Raw genomic sequence first — 15,691 nt, 5'->3', positions numbered from 1 at the left:
CGCGTGCGTACCCCGCCCCACATCACGCGTTCACGTGATTCTCCGGCTTCTCCGACAAGACCAGCCTTATGGCGAAATTTCGGTACCCGGCCCGCTCGAACGCCCTGGCCATCGGCACGTTGCCCGAGTCCGTGTCCGCCACGATCCGCCGTACCCCGCGCAGCGCGTGGAAGCGGGTGATCTCGGCGAGCAGGTCGTCGACGTACCTGTGGCCGCGCCACTCCGGCACCACCCCGAGATAGCCCACCACGGGCCCGCCGTCGTTGGCGGAGGGCAGGGCGACCCCGACGAGGTCCCCGCCCTTGTCGTAGGCCAGCCGCCACCACGCCCGCTCGCCCCGCATCGACGCGTTGTCGCGCACGTCCTCACGAGCCTGCTCCTCCGGGTCCATGGTGGCCAGCGCCTGCCGGGTGTGGAAGTCGAGCGTCCCGGCCGCCACCCGCATGAACGCCGCCACGAACGCCTCGTCGTCGGCCTCCCCCCTGAAGACCAGCCGTTCGGAGGCCTCGGGTACGGGCGCGTCCGTCCACTCGTAGCGCAGCCGTTCCAGCTCCTCGGTCAGCCCGGCGCGCCCCGCGGCCTCCCAGCGCCAGGCCACGGCCGCGCTCGCCTTGCGATCCTCGCGCCAGCCGTTGGAGACGAAGACGTGGTACGCGGGCGCCTGACCGTACCCGAGGTGCGCCCTGCGCAGCAGTTCGGCGGCCAGGCCGACACGGTCGGGAACGGAGGGATGAACGTACAGGCAGTCGAGCGCGAGCGGCGTGGCGCCGTCGGGGAAGCTCCACCACACGGCGCGGGCCAGCAGTTCGCCGCTCTGCTCATCCTCGGCGAGCCAGATACGGTCGAAGCGGTAGTTGCCGCTCTCCAGGTACGAGAGCAGCCGTTCGGGATGGGACCAGCTGACGGACTCGTCGACGACGCAGCCGAGCAGGCGGTCTAGATCGTCCTCGACGGCAAGGCGGAAACGCATGTTTTCTCCGAGAAGTAGAAGCGGGCGCGATGAGCGCCCGGGCAAATGCGGAACATCTCAGCGCCTCCTTTCTTCTGACTTTTCGGTCTCAGCGAGCACTCTAGCGGAGATATCGCGACAGGATGGGCGAGTGAGCTCCTACGACGACGACACGCTGCCCCTGCAGCCCCCGATCCGGCTGCCCGGCGAGGCCACGCTCGCGGCCGCCGTACGCGCTGCTCCCCTGGCCGGGGAGCTGAAGAACCCGGAAGGCGACGACGCGGAGGTGCTGGCCGCCTGGGCGGAGCTGTGCCGCGCGCGGCTGGCCGAGGACGAGGGGCTGCTGCTGGAGTTGATCAGGATGTTCCTGTCCAGGGAGCCGCTCACGGGCGAGTCCCCCGAGACGCTGACGGGCCTCGGCCTGGTACGGCAGGCGGAGCCGTACACGCTGAGCTGGCTCGGCCTGTGGGCGGCGCGGCAGATCATCGCCGAGACCACCGGGCAGGACATCCCCGTCATGGGCTCGCTCGCGGACGCCGACGCGGCGGCCCTGCTGCACGGGCTGCGGGCCTACCCGGAGACCGAGCGCGGCGAGGAGCTGGCGGGGTGGCTGAAGGACAGGGACGGCTCCGGCGCGGTGGCCGACCTGGCCTCCGTGCTGGGCGCGGTGAGCCCGCTGGGCCGGGCGGTCGGCGTGGAGCTGCTGTCCACGAGCTTCGGCGACGAGGGACGGCTGGCGCTGACCAGGCTGCTGGAGGAGCCGAAGCTGGGGGCGGTGATCGCGGCCAGGACCGGGCGGGACGAGCGGCAACCGGCGCCGGAGGAGATCGCCTGGGTGCTGGTGGACATGGCGGCGGCGCTGCTGGAGTTCGGGGGCGAGACCGGTGAGGTGATCGAGTCGATCGCCATGGGGATGGACGCCGAGGAGCAGGCCGGCACGATCGCGATCCTGGCGTTCGGGGATCACCCGTGGACCGGGCAGGTGCTGCGGGTGTTCATCGAGCACCATCCGGACGAGCGGGTGGCGGCCGCGGCCCGCAAGGCGTTGCGCCGGTTGCGCGGGCTGGCGGACGTACGAGGGTGATCCCGATAGGGTCGGTTTGGTGACCAAGCATGTGATCACCCCTCAGAACGGAATCCTGGGCGAGGCCTTCGCCTGTGACTGCGGCGTCATCCTGGGCGGCCGGATGGCGGCCGAGCTGCACGCCGCCGAGAGCGGGCTGTGCTCGTCCTGCCTCGGCGCGGCCGAGGAGGAGGCGGCGCCCGGCCTGGAGCGCGGCTGCACCTCCTGCGCCGGCACCGGGCGGCGCAGGGAGCAGGTCACCTGGCAACTCGCGCACGCCGAGGCCGAGCATCTGATCACGATCACCGTCGTACGCGGGATCGTGGCGGGGTTCGACGGCCCGTTCCACCTGTCGGAGATCGCCGACACGGTCAGGAACGGGCTGGGGCTGCCCGCGGGGCGGCTGCCGGTCGGGCCCCGGGTGCGCGACCTGCTGCTGCAGTTGCAGGCCGCGGGTGAGATCGCCATGTTGTCGGCGCCGGACGAGATGGTCGGCACGGACATGGTCCTCTACCGCGACCCGCAGTGGCAGCGCGCCCGCACCCTCGGCATCTGAACGCGCCCACGGATCCGGCGCGCGTTCGGGGACCCGGTTCCATGCGCGTTCCCGGACCCCGGCTCTACACACGTTCGGGAACCCGGTTCCACGCGCGTTCAGGGACCGCTTCTACGCGCGTTCGGGGACCCGGCAGATGATCTCGCCGTGCAGGAGCGACAGCCAGCCGTCCTCGGCCGCCGCCCACTTCAGCCACCCCTCTGAGATGCGCCGCAGGTCCGGCTCCGTGGCGGCGCCGGTGGCCAGCGCCTGCTCGGCCATGGCCGAGCGCAGGACGCGCTCCGCCCACATCCCGCCCCACCACGCCCGGTCTTCAGGCGTGGCGAAACACCAGGTGGAGGAGGTGGCGGTCACGTCCTCGAAGCCCGCCGCGCGGGCCCACGACAACATCCGCCGCCCGGCGTCCGGCTCGCCCCCGTTGTCCCGGGCGACCTTCTGGTAGAGCTCCATCCACTCCTCCAGCTCCGGCAGCAGCGGATACCAGGTGAAGGCGTGGTAGTCGCTGTCGCGCGCCGCGACGAACCCGCGCGGCTTGGTCACCCGGCCCATCTCCCGCAGCGCGCGCACGGGGTCGCCCACGTGCTGGAGCACCTGGTGCGCGTGCACCACGCAGAACGTGTCGTCGGGGAAGTCCAGCGCGTGCACGTCGGCCACCGCGAAGTCCACGTTGTCCACGCCTCTGGCGGCCACCTCGGCCCTGGCCAGGTCAAGGGCCTGCTCGCTCACCTCGGACGCCGTCATGTGCCCGACCAGCCCCGCCAGGTCGGCGGTGATCGTGCCGGGGCCGCTGCCCACGTCCAGCACCTTCATGTGCGGCTTGAGGTGGGGCAGCAGGTACGCGGCCGAGTTCGCGGCGGTGCGCCAGCGGTGCGAGCGCAGCACGGACTCGTGGTGGCCATGCGTGTATACGGCGTCCATCGGCAAACTCCTTCGTTTCGACGATGGCGGCCACCTTAGCGCGGTCTCACCATTCAAGAGAGAGCGTCTCGAATTGTGAGACACGGGCGAGTCATCCCCGCCCGCTCGTACACTTGACGCAAACCATTCGCAATCCTGGAAAGGCATTGGTCGTGGGAGAGGTCCGGCCGATCGTGCACGTGGGGGACCCCGTGCTGCACCACCCGTGCGAGCCGGTGACCCGGTTCGACGGCGACCTGGCGGCGCTGGTGGAGGACATGTTCGCGAGCATGTACGCGGCGGAGGGCGTGGGCCTGGCCGCCAACCAGATCGGCGTGGCGCTGCGCGTCTTCGTCTACGACTGCTCCGACGCGGACGGACAGCAGCACAAGGGCGTGCTGGTCAACCCCGAGCTGGAGCTGCCCGGGATCGGCGAGCGGCAGCTCGACGCCGACGAGGAGGGCTGCCTGTCGGTGCCCGGCCAGTTCGCGCCGCTCCCCCGCCCCGACCGCGCCACCGTGCACGGTTTCGACGCCGCCGGCGAGCCCGTCACGGTCGAGGGCACCGGGCTGCTGGCCCGCTGCCTGCAGCACGAGACCGACCACCTCGACGGCTATCTGTACATCGACCGTCTTCCCGCCAAGCGGCGCAAGCAGGTGCTGGCGGCGTACGAGGAATCCACTAAAGCGGACAAAGCGCCGCTATAGTGGAGGAATGGAAGGCGATGGGGTCCTGTCCAGCGGGTTGTCCATGGCCGAGCTGGGCCTGCGGATCCGGGGCGAGCGGCGGGCGCGCGGGCTGTCCCTGGCGCGGCTGGCCGAGCTGAGCGGCATCAGCGGGAGCATGATCTCCGAGGTCGAGCGGGGCGCCAAGACCCCGACCGTGCTCGTGCTCGACCGGCTGGCCACCGCGCTGGCCACGTCGATCTCCCGGCTGCTCGACGAGCCCGCGCACGGGGCGATGCGGGTGCTGCGCCACGCCGAGCAGCGGGTGCTGCGCGACCCGTCCGGCTGGGAACGGCGGGTGCTCTCGCCGGTGCTGGGCGAGGTGGAGTTCGAGTTCATGCGCACCACGATCGGGCCGGGCGTGGACGCGGGCGAGTTCGTGCCGCACGCGCCTGGCTCGCGGGAGTACCTCGCGGTCGAGCGCGGCGGCCTGCGTCTGACGATCAACGGCAGGCCGTACGAGCTGGCGGCCGGCGACTCGGCCTACTACCCGGGCGACTGTCACCACGCCTTCGCCAACGACGGCACCACCGACTGCGTCTACTACCTGGCCATGGAGCTGGGCCAGAAGACAGGGACAGTCGGGCACCACGAAACACGGAGGGAAACGCCCGATGGATGAGCCGCGCCTGGCCGCAGCGAAGGCGGCCGACCACCCCGACGAGCTGCGGCCGGCCGGGGTGAAGGCGGCCGCGATCATGGCCGACCACCTTGCGGGCGTCGGCGACCGGCCCGTGTGGCGGCCGGTGCCGGACGGCGAGCTGGCCTGGCTGACCGGACAAGAGCTGCCCGAGACCGGGCGTCCGCTCGACGAGCTGCTGGAGGACACGCGGGAGCACGTGCTGGCGTACCCGATGGGCAACGGGCACCCGCGCTTCTTCGGCTGGGTGAACTCGCCGCCCAACCCGGCGGGCGTCCTCGTCGAGCCGCTGGCCGCCGCGCTGAACCCGAGCTGCGCGGGCGGCGACCACGCGGGGCCGCACCTGGAGCGTACGGTGGTGCGCTGGCTGGCCGGGCTCGTCGGCTTCCCGCACCCGCCGGGCGGCGGGCTGCTGACCAGCGGCGCGTCCATGGCCACCGTGATCTGCCTGGCCACCGCCCGCCAGCGGGCGGCGCTGGCAGACGGCTGGGACGCCCGCGAGGAGGGGCTGTCGGGGCGGCCTCCCCTGGTCATGTACGTGACCGAGGAGGGGCACTCCTGCCTGCACAAGGCCGCCCAGTTGCTCGGCCTGGGGGCGCGGAACGTGCGTACGGTGCCGGTGGACGAGGCGTACCGGATGGATGTGCGCGCGCTGCGTGCCATGATCGCCGAGGATCTGGACGCGGGGCTGCGGCCGTTCTGCGTGGCGGGCAGCGCGGGCACCGTCAACTCCGGCGCGGTGGACCCGCTGGACGAGATCGCCGACGTCGCCGCCTCCTACGGGCTCTGGTTCCACGTGGACGGCGCGTACGGCGCGCTCGGCATCCTGGCCGACGGGGCCGCCCGGCACTACGCCGGGCTGGAGCGGGCCGACTCGCTGGCCCTGGACCCGCACAAGTGGCTCGGCGTGCCGGTGGGCTGCGGCTGCGCGCTGCTGCGCGACGCGGCCGCCGCGCGGGCCGCGTTCAGCCTCGTGCCGTCCTACCTGGTCGACGACAACGCGGGCGATCTGGGGTGGTTCGCCGAGTATGGGCCCGAGCAGACCCGCCCGTTCCGCGCCCTGAAGACCTGGGCGACGCTGTCGCACCTGGGCCGGGCGGGCGTCAAGCGCCTGGTGGACCACACGACCGGGCTGGCCCGCACGCTGGCCGCCATGGTCGAGGAGGCGCCCGACTTCGAGCTGCTCTCGCCGGTCACCACCTCGATCACGGCCTTCCGCCACACCCCGCCGGCCGACGATCTGGACGCGCTCAACCGGGCCGTGCCGGGCGCGGTCCAGGCCCGCGGCAACGCCTTCCTCACCGGCACCCGGCTGGGCGGGCGCGACGCGCTGCGGGCCTGCTTCCTGCATCCGGACACGACCGAGCACGATCTCGTCGTGCTCCTCGACGAGATCCGCCTGGCGGCCAAGGCGCTCTGACCTCAGGTGCCGGTGAGCTCGTTCGGGGCCTGCGGGAGGGGCTGACCGGTGGTGACCTCGCCCGAGGCGAAGTCCACCGCGTGCGGACGCCTGCCCGCAGGTCGCTCACGTAGATCACCTGGTCACGGACGAAGATGTTGGGACGGGGCCGCTGCCACTCCAGCGGCTCCTTCCATGCGTCGAGCACCTCGTTTCATGGGCGAGGTCGTCATCAGCGGGATCACGGCGGGCTACGGTCCTGCACGGGCTCTCGGCCCGGCTGCCCGGCGCCGGCGTGACCGCCGTGGTCGGCCCGAACGGCTCAGGCAAGTCCACGCTGCTGGGCGTGCCGGCCGGGACCGTACGCCCGTCGCGCGGGACGCGGGACCGTACGCCCGTCGCGCGGGACGATCGAGCGGGCCGGCACCGGCCGTCCCGGGCTCGTGGTACGGCGCGACGCCGTCTCCGACGCGCTGCCGATCACCGTCCGGGAGACGGTGGCGATGGGCCGCTGGGCGCTGCGCGGTCCCTGGCGGCGGCTGACGGCCCAGGATTGGGAGATCGTGGACGCCTGCATGGCCAGTCTCGGCCTGACCGGCCTGACCGGCCTGACCGCCCGGCGGCTGGGCGCGTTGTCGGGCGGCCAGCGGCAGCGTGCCCTCGTCGCGCAGGGTCTGGCGCAGGAGCCCCGCCTGCTCCTGCTGATCGAGGCGGGCCGGATCGTCGAGGAGGGCCCGCCGCGCGAGGTCCTGACACCGGGGGGGCACGGACCGGGCCGGACGGGCGTGAATCGCTCAGCGGCTCGGGTAGGGGGTCGGCTGGACCGACCTACAGGAGGATCCCATGGCCAAGACCGTGGCAGATGTGATGACGTCCCACCCGGCGACGGTCGAGGCCGACCAGCCGGTCTCCGTCGCGGCCACGCTCATGCGCGACAACGACACGGGCGCGATCATCGTCAACGACCACGGCCGCCTGCAGGGCATCGTCACCGACCGTGACATCACCGTGCGCGTGGTCGCCGCCGAGCTGGGCCCGGACACCCCGGTACGCGAGGCATGCAGTCCGTCCGTCGAGGCCGTGTGCCCCGACACCAGCATCGACCAGGCCGTCCGGCTCATGCGGACGCACGCCGTACGACGGCTGCCGGTGGTCGAGGACGGCCGCGCGGTCGGCGTGGTGAGCCTGGGCGACCTGGCCGTCGAGCGCGACCCGAACTCCGCCCTCGCCGACATCTCGGCCGCCGAAGGCAACCGGTAACCGGTAGTACGGTGGCCTGGTGGTCACAGTCGAGGACGTACGGCAGTTCGCGCGCACGCTCCCGCGCTCGTCGGAGCACCTCATCAGGGACCGGGTGAAGTTCCGGGTGGGCAGCATCGTCTACGTGGCCTTCTCGCGTGACGAGACGCTGATGGGGTTCGGCTTCCCCAAGGAGGAACGCGAGGCCCTGGTGGCGGCCGAGCCGGCCAAGTTCCTCCTGCCGAGGGAGTCGGACCTGCGCTTCCACTGGGTGGAGGCCCGCACGGCCGCCCTCGACGTGGCGGAGACGCGGGAGCTGGTGCTGGAGGCGTGGCGGATGTGCGTGCCGAAGAAGGTGCGCCTGGAGCAGGAGCTCGCTTCCAGGACCCGCTAGCCCGAGGCCAGACGGTCGACGCCGAGAGCGCTGATGAGCAGGCGTTCCTTGCGGTTGCCGAGCAGGCGGGCCGTCCAGTCCACGAAGCCGCCGTCGCCTGCCTCCAGGCCCTTGCCGTAGACCTTGAAGCACAGGCCGGTGTAGTAGCCGCGCCCGCCCTCCCTGCCGGGGTCGGGGGTGGCGTCCAGCTCGGCCGCCACCCGCTCGAACCGCTCGTCCAGGACCGTGACCCGCGACTCGGCCTCGGGCGCGCCGCAGGCGCGGACGGCGGCGGTCAGGATGGCCAGGTGCTCGGCCGCGTGCTGCCGCTCGAACGCCAGGTTGCCGGTGTCGCGGCCGGCGGTCACCAGGGCGAACAGGGTGAAGTGGGCGTAGCTGACGGCGCCTTCGAAGCGCTGGGCGCGTACGACGCGCTGCAGGGCGGCCAGCCGGACCGGCCGCCCGGGGTCGTCCGCGGACTGAGCGCGGCGGCGCAGGGCCGCCTCCAGGGCGAGGGCGTTGGTGGGGTCGGCGGCGACCTCACTGTTCCTGATCGTGGAGACCACCTTGTTCTGGTCGACGGGGCCGAGCGCCGAGTGGGTGCCGAGCGGGACGACGGGGGCCAGCACGACCGGCTCGAACTCCTCCGGCAGCGCCGACAACGCCGCGTCCTCGGCCCGCCGCAGCCGGCCGAACGGGATCGGGGCGGGGGCCACGAAACGGTCGTGGCCGTAGCGCCGCAGCACGTCGGCCGGGGAGAGCGCGCCCGAGCGGCGGCGCATGGTCTCCAGCAGCAGCGTGGTCAGGTCGGCGCCGGGCAGCCGCTCGGCCAGGACGTCGAGGATCTCGGGGCCGCCTGCCTGCTTGAGCACCCGTTCCAAAGCACTTGCTCTCTCCGCCATCCCCTACAACTATCAATGATCATGACGGAACGCGATTGGGTTAAGTGGCACGATCACCACGATGAGCCGGGTTCGTCCCTGGAGCGGCGGCTGCGCACGGTGCGCGGATGGGTCGCGACGGCGCTCGACGAGGGCGCCTCGCGGGTGGTGAGCCTGTGCGCAGGGCAGGGGCGCGACCTGCTGCCCGTGCTGGCCGCGCACCCCCGCCGCGGCGAGGTCCGGGCGCTGCTGGTGGAGCTCGACGAGCACAACGCCGCCCACGCCAGGAGCATCGCTCCGGAGGGGGCCGAGGTGGTGTGCGGGGACGCGGCGGTGACCCAGGCGTACGCGGGCGCGGTTCCCGCCGACCTCGTGATGGTCTGCGGGGTGTTCGGGAACATCACCGACGACGACATCAGGCGTACGGTCGCCACGCTGCCCCAGCTCTGCGCGCCCGGCGCCATGGTGATCTGGACCAGGGCCCGGCACGAGCCCGACCTGGTGCCGGCGATCTGCTCGTGGTTCGAGGACGGCGGCTTCGAGCGGGTGGCCGTCGAGGGCACCTCGTACGGCGTCGGCGTGCACCGCTACACCGGCCCGGCCGTGCCCCTGGAGCGGGACGGGCGGATGTTCACCTTCGTCAGCTAGCCACGCTGCGGTAGAGGTCCCTGGCCAGGGTGGTGACGCGCTTGACCGAGGCGTTCCAGGCGCCGCCGGCGGGGTGGGCGGTGAGCAGCGCCATGACGTAGCGGTCGCCCTGCCCCGCCAGCCCGGTCGTGTGCAGCACCGGGCGGCCGTAGTCGGGCACGCCCGAGCCGGTGGCCCGCCGCGCGATCCACGAGATCGGCGCCGCCGCGGCCCTGGCGTCGCCGCCGCACTTGCTCGGCGGCGTCGTGCCGAAGCCCGACCAGCCCTGCTTGACCGCCCACGGCCTGGGCACGCCGTCTGGGATGCCGAAGGTCTGGTCGAAGCCGTCGGTCCCGCAGGGGGTGGACTGCCGCAGGTGGCCCAGGATGGTGTCCCTGGTCTTCGCGTCGGCCCGGTCGAGCAGGTAGCGGTAGGTGCGCACGATGTCGTACGCGCTCAGCGAGGTGTAGCCCCAGAACCCGGGCTTGGAGACGGGCGGCGGCGTGGTGTCGGACAGGCCCAGTTTGCGGGCCTGTCTGACGATGATCTGCCCCTTGCCCAGGCGCTCCCAGAAGGTGGAGGCCGCGTGGTCGTCGCTGGAGCGCAGCATGACCTTCAGCAGCTTGGCGTCGGCCGCGGGCACGCTCTTGCGCCGCTCCAGGTAGTCGATCGCGATGAGGATCTTCACGACAGAGGCCGAGCGGTATTTCCTGTGCGCGTTCTTCGTGGCGACGATCTTGCCCGCCTGCCGGTCGAACACCACCCATGAGGCCGTCGTCCCCGCGGGGACGACGGGCGGCTTCGCCTGAGAGATGTCGGAGGCGTGGGCGGGCGCCGCGAGCGCGACGACGAGGGGCACGGCTGCGGCGAGGGGCTTCATGAGCATCCGCCTATAACTACCAGATTCCCGCCGCACACTCTTGACCAGGCAACGAAAACGGGTATAAACACAGGAGAAACCAACTCGAAACGGCGGTGAATCAACATCATGTACGCCGAGGAACGGCAGCAGGAGATCCTGCGGAGAGCGCGGACAGCGGGCCGCGTCGACGTGGTGACGCTGTCCGCCGAGCTCGACGTGACCACCGAGACCATCCGCCGCGACCTGACCGCGCTGGAGCGGGCGGGTGTGCTGCGCCGCGTGCACGGGGGCGCGATCCCCGTGGAGCGGCTGGGGTTCGAGCCCGCGCTGGCCACCCGCGACGAGGTCATGACGGCCGAGAAGGAACGCATCGCCAAGGCCGCGCTCGCCGAGCTGCCCGAGGACGGGTCCGTGATCATCGACGCGGGCACCACCACGGGCCGCCTGGTGCAGGTGCTGCCCGCCGACCAGGAGCTGACCGTGGTCGTCAACTCCCCGCCGCTGGCCACCGCCCTGGCCGCGCGCGCCAACCTGCACGTGATCATGCTTGGGGGCCGGGTGCGCGGCAAGACGCTGGCCACGGTGGACGACTGGGCGCTGCGCCCGCTGGCCTACCTCAACGTGGACGTGGCCTTCATGGCGACCAACGGCTGCTCACTGGCCGGGGGCCTGACCACGCCCGACCCGGCCGAGGCGGCGATCAAGCGGGCCATGGTCAAGGCCGCGCAGCGCAGCGTGCTGCTGGCCGACCACACGAAGTTCGGCAACACCTACCTGTCCACGTTCGCCGAGCTGAGCGAGATCGACGTGGTGATCACCGACACCGGGCTGGACACGACGCTCGCCGCCGACGTTGCGGCCGCGGGCCCGGAGGTGATCAGGGCATGATCCTCACCCTGACCGCGGGCCGGGAGGCGATCGCGACGTGATCCTCACCCTGACCCTCAACCCCAGCCTCGACCGCACGATCGAGATCGCCTCACTCGACCGGGGCGCGGTCATCCGCGCCGCCGCCGCCCACCTCGACCCCGGCGGCAAGGGAGTCAACGTCTCGCGCGCCCTGCTGGCCAACGACGTGGCGAGCCGGGCCGTGGTGCCCTACGGCGGGGACGAGGGCAGGCAGCTCGTCCGCCTGCTGGCCGCCGAGGGGCTCGACATGGTCACCGTCCCCGTGGCGGGCCCGACCCGGTCGAACGTCACGCTCGCCGAGCCCGACGGCACCATCACCAAGATCAACGAGCCCGGCACCGCGCTGTCGCCGGAGGAGCTCGACACGATCGCCGACACCGTGCTGGCCGCCGCGCACGAGGCCGACTGGGTGGTGGCGTCGGGCAGCCTGCCTCCCCAGGTGCCGGCCGACGTCTACGCCCGGTTGTGCCGCAGGTTCGCCGGGGCGGGCATCCACGTCGCCGTGGACACCAGCGGCCCCGCGCTCGCCTGCGCCCTCGGGGCCGCGCCCGCCCTGGTCAAACCCAACCTGGAGGAGCTGTCCGCGGCCACCGGCGTGCCCATCCGGCGGCTGGGCGACGTGGCCGAGGCGGCGGGCAAGCTGCGGGCCGCCGGCGCGCGTTCCGTGCTGGCCAGCCTGGGCGCCGACGGCGCCGTGCTCGTCGAGGAGGGCGGCATCTGGTACGGCGAGGCGCCCGTGACCGGGCCGCGCAGCTCGGTCGGCGCCGGCGACGCCATGCTGGCGGGCTTCCTCGCCGCCGGCGGCCACGGGCCCCACGCCCTGGCCCTGGCTCTGGCCTGGGGCGCCGCGGCCGTACGCCTGCCCGGCAGCCGCATGCCGGGCCCCGCCGACATCGACGTCGGCGCGGTCACCGTCCACCCGCCCGACCCCGAGCGCCCGCTCACCTCACCCCTCCCGCCCACCCCTTCCCTTAACCCCGGCTGATCAACTGCTCATCCCCCAGAAGGAGCACGTCCCATGGCCGACACGTATACCCCCCCGGTCAGCGGAACCGGGGTCAAGGCCACTATCCAGCGCATCGGCGGCCATCTGGCCGGCATGATCATGCCGAACATCGGCGCGTTCATCGCCTGGGGCCTGATCACCGCGCTGTTCATCCCGACCGGCTGGCTGCCCAACGAGACGCTCGCGAAGATGGTCGACCCGATCATCAAGATGCTGCTGCCGATCCTCATCGCCTATACCGGCGGCCGGATGGTGCACGGGCAGCGCGGCGCGGTCGTCGGCGCGGTGGCGGTGATGGGCGTCGTGGTGGGCACGGACTCCCCCATGTTCCTCGGCGCCATGATCATCGGCCCGCTCGCCGCCCTGATCCTGAAATATGTGGACAAGTTCACGGAGGAGCGGACCAAGGCCGGGTTCGAGATGCTGGTGGACAACTTCACCGCCGGCATCGTGGGCGGCGCGATGGCCGTGGTCGGCATGTTCGGCATCGGCCCCGTCGTGCAGACGGTCACCACGGCCGCCGGGCAGGCGGTGGAGTGGCTGATCGTCAACAACCTGCTGCCGATCGCCTCCGTACTGATCGAGCCGGCCAAGGTGTTGTTCCTGAACAACGCCATCAACCACGGCGTGCTGAGCCCGCTGGGCGTGGCCGAGGCCGCCGAGACCGGCAAGTCGATCCTGTTCATGCTGGAGTCGAACCCGGGGCCCGGGCTGGGCCTGCTGCTGGCCTACCTGCTGTTCGGACCGCGCGCGCTGCGGCCGAGCACACCCGCCGCGATGATCATCCACTTCTTCGGCGGCATCCACGAGATCTACTTCCCGTACGTGCTCATGAAGCCCCGCCTCATCCTGGCCGTCATCGCGGGCGGCGCGGCCGGAGTGTTCACGTTCATGATCACGGGGGCCGGCCTGGTCGCCACCCCGTCACCCGGCAGCATCTTCGCCTACCTCGCCGTCACCCCGAGGGGCGGCTGGCTCAGCTCCAGCCTGGGCATCCTCGTGGCGACCGGCGTCTCGTTCGCCGTCGCCGCCATCCTGCTCGGCTTCGGCAGAGGCGAGAAGGCGGAGCCCGCCGAGCCCGCCGGGCCCGCCGAATCCGCCGAGTCCGTAGAACCCGTCACCAAGGAGGCATAGCGTCATGGCCGGTATCGACAGCAAGGACATTCACAAGATAATCGTGGCCTGCGACGCGGGCATGGGCAGCAGCGTGATGCTCGCCTCCCAGCTCAAGAAGCAGCTCAAGGGGACCGGCGTGACCGTGGAGCACACCCCGGTCAACTCCATCCCCGACGACGCCGACGTGGTGCTGTGCCACACCGGCCTGGCCGCCCGGGCCAAGGCCTCGGCTCCCGGGAAGGTGCTGGTGTCGTTCCAGATCTTCCTCGGCGACCCGGCGGTCACCCGGCTGGTCAACACGATCAAGAACGGCGGCACGGTCGATGCGTGACGACCTGCTCGACCCACGGGCCGTGCTGCTGCACGAGAGCGCCCCCGACCGCGACGCCGCCATCCGGCGGTGCGGGCGGGCGCTGGTCGAGGTGGGGGCGGTCGCGGAGCCGTACGTCGAGGCCATGCTGGAGCGGGAGCGGTCGATCTCCACCTACGTCGGCGAGGGCGTGGCCATCCCGCACGGGACGAACGCCTCCAAGGGAGACGTCCTGCGCGACGCGATCTGCGTGGTGCGCTTCCCCGGCGGCGTGGACTGGGACGGCGAGCCCGTCACGCTCTGCGTCGGCATCGCCGCCAAGGACGACGGGCACGTGCCGTTGCTGGCGGCGCTGGCAGAGATCCTGCTCGACCCCGACAGGGCGCGAGCGCTGCGCGAGGCCACCGAGGTCTCCCAGGTGATGAAGGAGCTGACATGAAGGTCGCGCGCTTCCACGCGCCCGGCGACATCAGGATCGAGGACGCGCCCGAGCCCGTCGCCGGGCCGGGCGAGCTGAAGATCCGCGTACGCAACTGCTCGACCTGCGGCACCGACGCCAAGATCTTCAAGTTCGGTCACCACCACATCGTGCCGCCGCGCGTGATGGGCCACGAGATCGCCGGCGAGGTCGTGGACACGGGCGCGCGCGTGCAGGTGATCGCCGCGATCCCGTGCGGCACGTGCGGTGAGTGCCGGCGCGGCCGCCAGACCGTGTGCCCGAACCAGGAGTCGATGGGCTACCACTACGACGGCGGCTTCGCCGAGTACATGATCATCCCGGCCAAGGTGCTCGCCGTGAACGGCGTCAACGCCATCCCCGACGGCGTCGGCTACGCGGAGGCGTCGGTGGCCGAGCCGCTCGCCTGCGTGCTGAACGGCCAGACGCTCGCCCGCGTCGGGCCAGGGGACGACGTGGTGGTGATGGGCGCCGGCCCCATCGGCTGCCTGCACGTCCGCCTGGCGCGGGCGCGCGGGGCGGCCCGCGTCTTCCTGGTGGACGTCAACGCGCAGCGCCTGGCGATGGCCGCCGAACTGGTACACCCCGACGCGGCCATCGACGACGACCCCGTGGCGCAGGTCATGAAGCTGACCGGCGGCCGGGGCGCGGACGTGGTCATCACGGCGGCGGCGGCCGGCGCGGCGCAGGAGCAGGCGGTGCGGATGACGGCCAGGCAGGGGCGGATCAGCTTCTTCGGCGGGCTGCCCAAGGACGACCCGTACATCGCGCTGGACTCGAACCTGGTGCACTACCGGGAGCTGACCATCGTCGGCGCGAACGGCTCCAGCCCGGCCCACAACGCGCAGGCGCTGCGGCTGGTGGCGGAGGGCTCCGTGCCGGTGTCCGACCTCATCACCCACCGGCTGCCGCTTCCTCGTGTGCTGGACGGGATCGACCTCGTCAGCCGGGGTACGGCCATCAAGGTCACGATCGAACCCTGAGGAGTTGTTGGTGATGGCACAGCGAACGGTAATCGTGGCCTCGGCCAGCGGCCTGCACGCCCGTCCCGCCAAGCTGTTCGTGCAGGCGGCGATCAAGGCCGGCGTGCCGGTGACGATCCGGGCCGGGGAGAAGTCGGTGCCGGCCAAGAGCATGCTGGGCGTGCTGTCGCTGGGCGTCGTGCACGGCACGGAGGTCACGCTGGAGGCGGACGGGCCGGGGGCGGACAAAGCCCTGGACACGCTGGCGGCGCTCCTGTCCCGCGATCTGGACGCGGAAGAAGCCCTCGATGCCTGACCTCTGGGCCGGAGGCGGGGGGCGGCTCACCGGGCTGGGAGTCAGTCAGGGACGGGCCGTCGGGCCCGTGCTGCGGATGGCCGGTCCCCCGGCGCTGCCCGCGCCGCGTACGGTCATCGATCCCGGTGGCGAGGCCGCCGCCGTCGTCAAGGCGCTGGAGGCGGTGGCCGCCGACCTCAACCGGCGGGCCGCCGCCACGGACGGGCCGGCGGCGGAGATCCTGGAAGCCCTGGCCATGATCGCCGAGGATCCCATGCTCCTGGAGGAGGCCGAACGGCTGGCCAGGGACGGCGCGGACGCCCCGCACGCCCTGGACGCGGCCTTCACCAGGCACCGCGAGGCCCTGGCCGCGCTGGGCGGGTACCTGGCCGAGCGGGCCGCCGACCTGGACGACCTCAAACACC

General features: G+C 72.3%; 20 protein-coding genes and 2 pseudogenes. 18 read left to right on the top strand and 4 right to left on the bottom strand.

Annotated elements, in window-relative coordinates; translation table 11 throughout:
* Positions 1-22: 22 nt before the first annotated feature.
* Positions 23-970, bottom strand: a complete 948-nt coding sequence (locus ACFPZ3_RS39175; RefSeq protein WP_379519414.1) for a GNAT family N-acetyltransferase — start codon at positions 968-970, stop codon at positions 23-25.
* 130 nt (positions 971-1,100) lie between these two features.
* On the opposite strand from ACFPZ3_RS39175, the gene ACFPZ3_RS39170 reads away from it, so the two are divergent.
* Together ACFPZ3_RS39170 and ACFPZ3_RS39165 are read left to right on the top strand one after the other, a co-directional pair.
* Entirely contained in the window at positions 1,101-2,033 is a 933-nt protein-coding gene (locus tag ACFPZ3_RS39170) for a hypothetical protein (protein WP_379519413.1), read from the top strand.
* 19 nt (positions 2,034-2,052) lie between these two features.
* Positions 2,053-2,568, top strand: a complete 516-nt coding sequence (locus tag ACFPZ3_RS39165) for a hypothetical protein (protein ID WP_379519412.1) — start codon at positions 2,053-2,055, stop codon at positions 2,566-2,568.
* Between the two features lie 111 nt (positions 2,569-2,679).
* Here the strand turns inward: ACFPZ3_RS39165 and ACFPZ3_RS39160 are convergent, their stop codons facing one another.
* Positions 2,680-3,486, bottom strand: coding sequence for a class I SAM-dependent methyltransferase (locus tag ACFPZ3_RS39160; RefSeq protein ID WP_379519411.1), 807 nt, complete (start codon positions 3,484-3,486; stop codon positions 2,680-2,682).
* Positions 3,487-3,638: 152 nt separating this feature from the next.
* Between ACFPZ3_RS39160 and def the strand changes: the two genes are divergently transcribed.
* The 7 genes and pseudogenes from def (at position 3,639) to ACFPZ3_RS39125 (ending at position 7,862) form a co-directional block, all read left to right on the top strand.
* The gene (def, locus tag ACFPZ3_RS39155) at positions 3,639-4,172 is read left to right on the top strand and encodes a peptide deformylase (protein WP_379519410.1); all 534 of its coding nucleotides are present in this window, start codon (positions 3,639-3,641) and stop codon (positions 4,170-4,172) included.
* 7 nt (positions 4,173-4,179) lie between these two features.
* Positions 4,180-4,812, top strand: coding sequence for a helix-turn-helix domain-containing protein (locus ACFPZ3_RS39150; RefSeq protein ID WP_379519409.1), 633 nt, complete (start codon positions 4,180-4,182; stop codon positions 4,810-4,812).
* The gene (locus tag ACFPZ3_RS39145; protein WP_379519408.1) at positions 4,805-6,250 is read left to right on the top strand and encodes a pyridoxal phosphate-dependent decarboxylase family protein; all 1,446 of its coding nucleotides are present in this window, start codon (positions 4,805-4,807) and stop codon (positions 6,248-6,250) included. Before ACFPZ3_RS39150 ends, ACFPZ3_RS39145 begins: the two co-directional genes overlap by 8 nt.
* Before the next feature lie 274 nt (positions 6,251-6,524).
* Positions 6,525-6,575, top strand: a pseudogene (locus ACFPZ3_RS39140) (hypothetical protein); the annotation flags it as partial.
* Between the two features lie 157 nt (positions 6,576-6,732).
* Positions 6,733-6,873, top strand: a pseudogene (locus tag ACFPZ3_RS39135) (ABC transporter ATP-binding protein); the annotation flags it as partial.
* Positions 6,874-7,072: 199 nt separating this feature from the next.
* Positions 7,073-7,489 (top strand): CBS domain-containing protein, encoded by a 417-nt coding sequence (locus tag ACFPZ3_RS39130; RefSeq protein ID WP_379519407.1) that lies wholly within the window; start codon positions 7,073-7,075, stop codon positions 7,487-7,489.
* 19 nt (positions 7,490-7,508) lie between these two features.
* Positions 7,509-7,862 carry an MmcQ/YjbR family DNA-binding protein gene (locus tag ACFPZ3_RS39125; protein WP_379519406.1) on the top strand — a complete coding sequence of 118 codons (354 nt, stop codon included), beginning with the start codon at positions 7,509-7,511 and terminating at the stop codon, positions 7,860-7,862.
* On the opposite strand, the gene ACFPZ3_RS39120 is transcribed toward ACFPZ3_RS39125, so the two are convergent.
* A complete protein-coding gene (locus ACFPZ3_RS39120; protein ID WP_379519405.1) occupies positions 7,859-8,743 on the bottom strand; it encodes a hypothetical protein in 885 nt (294 codons plus the stop codon). The two genes, ACFPZ3_RS39125 and ACFPZ3_RS39120, sit on opposite strands and share 4 nt — an antisense overlap.
* A gap of 21 nt (positions 8,744-8,764) precedes the next feature.
* On the opposite strand from ACFPZ3_RS39120, the gene ACFPZ3_RS39115 reads away from it, so the two are divergent.
* A complete protein-coding gene (locus ACFPZ3_RS39115) occupies positions 8,765-9,370 on the top strand; it encodes a class I SAM-dependent methyltransferase (RefSeq protein WP_379519404.1) in 606 nt (201 codons plus the stop codon).
* Here ACFPZ3_RS39115 and ACFPZ3_RS39110 read toward each other — a convergent pair.
* Positions 9,363-10,229: a D-alanyl-D-alanine carboxypeptidase family protein gene (locus ACFPZ3_RS39110; RefSeq protein WP_379519403.1), complete on the bottom strand. Its 867-nt coding sequence runs from the start codon at positions 10,227-10,229 to the stop codon at positions 9,363-9,365. The genes ACFPZ3_RS39115 and ACFPZ3_RS39110 overlap by 8 nt on opposite strands.
* Positions 10,230-10,337: 108 nt before the next feature.
* Between ACFPZ3_RS39110 and ACFPZ3_RS39105 the strand changes: the two genes are divergently transcribed.
* The 8 genes from ACFPZ3_RS39105 to ACFPZ3_RS39070 form a co-directional block, all read left to right on the top strand.
* Entirely contained in the window at positions 10,338-11,099 is a 762-nt protein-coding gene (locus ACFPZ3_RS39105; protein WP_379519402.1) for a DeoR/GlpR family DNA-binding transcription regulator, read from the top strand.
* Between the two features lie 37 nt (positions 11,100-11,136).
* Complete coding sequence (pfkB, locus tag ACFPZ3_RS39100) at positions 11,137-12,105, top strand: 1-phosphofructokinase (protein ID WP_379519401.1); 969 nt, start codon at positions 11,137-11,139, stop codon at positions 12,103-12,105.
* A gap of 33 nt (positions 12,106-12,138) precedes the next feature.
* A complete protein-coding gene (gene mtlA, locus ACFPZ3_RS39095; protein WP_379519400.1) occupies positions 12,139-13,260 on the top strand; it encodes a mannitol-specific PTS transporter subunit IIC in 1,122 nt (373 codons plus the stop codon).
* A gap of 4 nt (positions 13,261-13,264) precedes the next feature.
* Positions 13,265-13,573, top strand: a complete 309-nt coding sequence (locus tag ACFPZ3_RS39090; protein ID WP_379519399.1) for a PTS sugar transporter subunit IIBC family protein — start codon at positions 13,265-13,267, stop codon at positions 13,571-13,573.
* Positions 13,566-13,991, top strand: coding sequence for a PTS mannitol transporter subunit IIA (locus ACFPZ3_RS39085; RefSeq protein WP_379519398.1), 426 nt, complete (start codon positions 13,566-13,568; stop codon positions 13,989-13,991). Before ACFPZ3_RS39090 ends, ACFPZ3_RS39085 begins: the two co-directional genes overlap by 8 nt.
* Positions 13,988-14,992 carry a zinc-dependent dehydrogenase gene (locus ACFPZ3_RS39080; protein ID WP_379519397.1) on the top strand — a complete coding sequence of 335 codons (1,005 nt, stop codon included), beginning with the start codon at positions 13,988-13,990 and terminating at the stop codon, positions 14,990-14,992. The genes ACFPZ3_RS39085 and ACFPZ3_RS39080 overlap by 4 nt, the downstream gene beginning before the upstream one ends.
* 13 nt (positions 14,993-15,005) lie before the next feature.
* Complete coding sequence (locus tag ACFPZ3_RS39075; RefSeq protein WP_379519396.1) at positions 15,006-15,287, top strand: HPr family phosphocarrier protein; 282 nt, start codon at positions 15,006-15,008, stop codon at positions 15,285-15,287.
* Positions 15,280-15,691 (top strand): phosphoenolpyruvate-utilizing N-terminal domain-containing protein (locus ACFPZ3_RS39070; protein ID WP_379519395.1); only part of this gene is annotated, 412 nt, incomplete at its 3' end. The genes ACFPZ3_RS39075 and ACFPZ3_RS39070, both read left to right, overlap by 8 nt.

The sequence above is a fragment of the Nonomuraea insulae genome (genome assembly GCF_042656245.1).
The sequence above is the reverse complement of the archived record's forward strand: the minus strand, read 5'-3'. Positions and strand labels throughout refer to the sequence as shown.